The following is a 3,488-nucleotide window of genomic DNA, read 5'->3' as shown; positions in this document are numbered from 1 at the left end:
CGCGAGGTCTTCGAGACCAATGTCTTCGGTGCCGTCGCGGTCACCAACGCGATGCTGCCGCTGCTGCTCCGGGGCTCAGCCCTTGGCGCTGCCCAGGCAGAACGTGGTCTTCGGGTCGTTGACGACCAGCACCGAGTCGGCGTCCGCGCCGCACAGCTGCTCGTCGACCTGACCGTCGATCCGCGAGACGACCTTGAAGTCGGCCTCGGTGGCGGTGCACGGCACGAACTTGTAGCCGGTCATCATGCCCTCGTTGTAGCAGCTGCCCTCCTTGAAGTTGGGGGCCAGACAGAGGAACGCGAGGGTGCCGCCGCTGCCGAAGGTCTCCTCGTAGGAGGTGTAGTCCTCGTGGCACTCGACCTTCTGATCGTGCACCTGGACGACCTTGTAGACGGCGGTCTCGGCCGAGCAATCGACCGGCTCGGTCTTGGAGTCGATCATCGACGCCGAGATCACGTTGATGCAGTCACCGACCTTCGAGCGGGCGGTGTCGGACTTGCCCGCGTCCTTGGCCACCTCGGTGACCTTGTCCACGGCCGAGCAGCCAGCGGCACCGAGTGCCGAGACCGCCAGCAGTGCGAGCGCGAACCGCGAAACCTTGCCCTTGCCGGTGAATGTCATGCGAACCTTCTTTCTGAAGAACCTCACCGCGGACCCTTCGGCGGTGATCGGCCTCGCCCACCCAACCCCACGGCCGTCTCCGGAGCATCCGGGAAACCACGGCATTCGCGCGTCGGCGGCCCGGGTTAGGCTCACCCCGGACAATCCGGGCAGGAGAGGGGGTGGTGACGGTGATCGAACGCGCCTTCGTCGGCCGGGCTCCCGAACTCGCCACGCTGACCTCGACGTTCACCGGCCCCGACGCCCCCTGGCTGCTGCTGGTGGAGGGGCCCGCCGGAATCGGCAAGTCCCGCTTGATCACCCATTTCGCCCAGGCCGCACCGTGCCGGGTGTTCTCGATCACCGGTGCCGAGGACGCCCGCACCCAACCGCGCTATCTCGCCGACGATCTCGTCGAACAGCTGGGCGATGTCGATGCGGGCGACGGGTCGGGCTCCGCGACCACGGGCGCTCTGCCGGTCGACGACCCGGAGGTCGCCGTGCCCGCGGCGGAACTGCTGGCCGACCTCCCGCTCGCCCGGTGGCTGCGGCGCGCGCTCGGCACGGCGGAGACGTTGCTGGTCGTCGACGACGCGCAATGGGCCGACGCGGAATCGGTTCGGCTGTTGGCCTTCCTGATCCGCAATCGGCCGGTGGGCGGGTTCCGGTTGCTCCTGGCGTTCCGCGACGGCGGTTGTCCGCCATCGATCGCCCGGTTGCTGCGGGCACCGCGGGTCCGCTCGGCGCAGGTCCGGGTGCCGCCGTTCACCCGGGTCGAGGTCGACGGTCTGCTGCCGGGGGAGGACCCGCGGCGGCGCGCGCGGTTGCTCGACGCGTCCCAGGGCAATCCGCTGTACCTGTCCCTGCTGGCCGACCTGCCCGATCGGGAGCTGGACCGGGCGCTGCGCGGGGAGAACCCGGATCCCGCGTCGACCGACTACGCGGCCGTCGACCGGACGATCCGCGCCGAACTGGCCCAGCTGCCCGAGCTCGAACGGTCGGTCGCGCAAGCCGTCGCCGTGTGCGGTGCGCCGCCCGACCTCGAACTGCTGTCGGCGACAGCGGATCTCTCCGCCGCGTCGGTGGCGGGCGCGCTCGACGGTCTGGCCGCACGCGGTGTCGTCCGCGCGGTCGACGGCACGGTGACCTTCGTCCACCCGCTGATCCGCACCGCCGCCTACCGCCTGGCCGGGCAGGGCTGGCTGACGCTGGCCCACCGCCGCACCGCACTGGCCCTGCGCGCCCGCGACGCGCCGATGACCGCGCGAGCCACGCAACTCGAACACGCGCTGCTCGGCACGGACGAGATCGCGGGAGCCGAATTGCGGCTGGCCGCCGACCAGGTCCTCGCCGACACCCCGGCCTCGGCCGCGCGCTGGCTCGCGCTCGCGCACCGGATCGCGCCCTCGGTCGCCGATCCGCTCGCCGACGCGGTGGCGCTCGGCCGGGCGCTGCTGCTGGCGGGCGCGGGCGAGCGCGCGGCGGCGGCGCTCGACCCGGCCGCCGCCGAACCGGGCCCCCACCAGCTGGAAGCGCTGCTGCTCTCGGCCCGGTGCGCCCGCATGCGCGGCCGGGTCGAGCAGGCCAGGACGCTGCTCGCGACCGCCGCGACCCTGCCCCGCCGCGCCGGTGACGGCCCGGTCCAGCTGGAACTGGCCATCCTGGAATTGCAGGACCACCGCGACGCCGAGGGCCACGCTCGCCTCAACGCCCTGTTCGGGTCCGCCGAGATCGAGGACCCGGCGGTCCGCGCCGCCGCGCTGGCGTTGCGCTGTCTCGGTTTCGTCGCCGACGGCCAGATCCGGACCGCGGCCGACCTCTATCCCGGGTGCCATCGGGCCTTCGAGGACCTCACCGACGCCGGATTCCGCGAGGTCGTCCACGCGATCCCCGCCCTGGGCTGGTGCGCCTACTTCCTCGACCACGACCGCGACGGTCTCGTCCACCTCGACCGCGCGCTGCGGGTCAGCCACCGCTTCGGCCGCAGCTACGCCCTCGCCGAACTCCAGACCGTCCGCGCGTACTCGCTGGCCAAACTCGGTCGCCTGCACGCCGCGATCGCCGCCGCCGACGACGCGACCGAGGCCGCCACCACCTTCCACCACCCCGACCTGCTCTCCTTCGCCGGCGCGGTCAAACTCCGCACCCTGCTGCTGACCGCCCCCACCGACACCGTCACCACCCAGTGGCACGCCGTCGCCGCCCTGCCGCGCCCCGCCATGCGCTGGTGGCGCCAGGTCGTCGAGACCACCCTCGCCGAAACCGCCCGCCTCCTGGTCCTCCCGTCCTCGGACCTTCGACCGCCCGGTGACCAGGTCTCCGACCTGGGTCGCCCGCCCACCGTTCCGCCGGTCCCGGGTGTTCCGGCGCCCGGCGTCCCCGCGCTTCCCAGGGATTCGGCACCGACTCTGCCCACCCTCGACACCCGCCCCGGCCCGCTGCATCCCACGCATCTCGCCAGGGCAGCCCACGCCGCCATCGCCGACGGTGATCTCACGAGAGCCGCTGACCTCGTCGCCCGGGCCGCCGCCGCGGCGACCGCCCAGATGTCGGCCATCGGTGTCGGTGAAACCGTCGCGGGCGGTGACGGCTCCACCCCGGGAGACCAGCGGCCGAGCAGTCCGGGTCGCGCCGCGCGGCCGACCGTGGTCGGTGCCGCGCGCGTCGCGGGCGGTGCTCCCGGCGTGCCGCACACCGCACCGGATGGCTCGGCCGTCGGTGCGCACGCGCCGCATCCGGCTGATGGCAGTCGGAGCATCGCAGTCGAGGGCTCGGCCGTCGGTGTGCACACGTCGCATCCGGCTGATGGCAGTCGGAGCATCGCAGTCGAGGGCTCGGCCGTCGGTGTGCACACGTCGCATCCGGCTGATGGCAGTCGGAGCATCGCA

2 protein-coding genes are annotated in these 3,488 nt (G+C 72.9%); one reads left to right on the top strand and one right to left on the bottom strand.

From position 1 onward, the window contains the following. Positions 1 to 75: 75 nt before the first annotated feature. On the bottom strand, positions 76 to 621 hold the full coding sequence (locus AB0H54_RS27625; protein WP_355284854.1) for a hypothetical protein: 546 nt from the start codon (positions 619 to 621) through the stop codon (positions 76 to 78). 164 nt (positions 622 to 785) lie between these two features. On the opposite strand from AB0H54_RS27625, the gene AB0H54_RS27620 reads away from it, so the two are divergent. Then, positions 786 to 3,488 (top strand): AAA family ATPase (locus AB0H54_RS27620; RefSeq protein WP_357349188.1); only part of this gene is annotated, 2,703 nt, incomplete at its 3' end.

This window comes from Nocardia sp. NPDC050718, assembly GCF_040654235.1.
Lineage (GTDB): Bacteria > Actinomycetota > Actinomycetes > Mycobacteriales > Mycobacteriaceae > Nocardia.
Note: the sequence above shows the minus strand (reverse complement) of the source record. Positions and strands in the feature narration are given on the sequence as shown.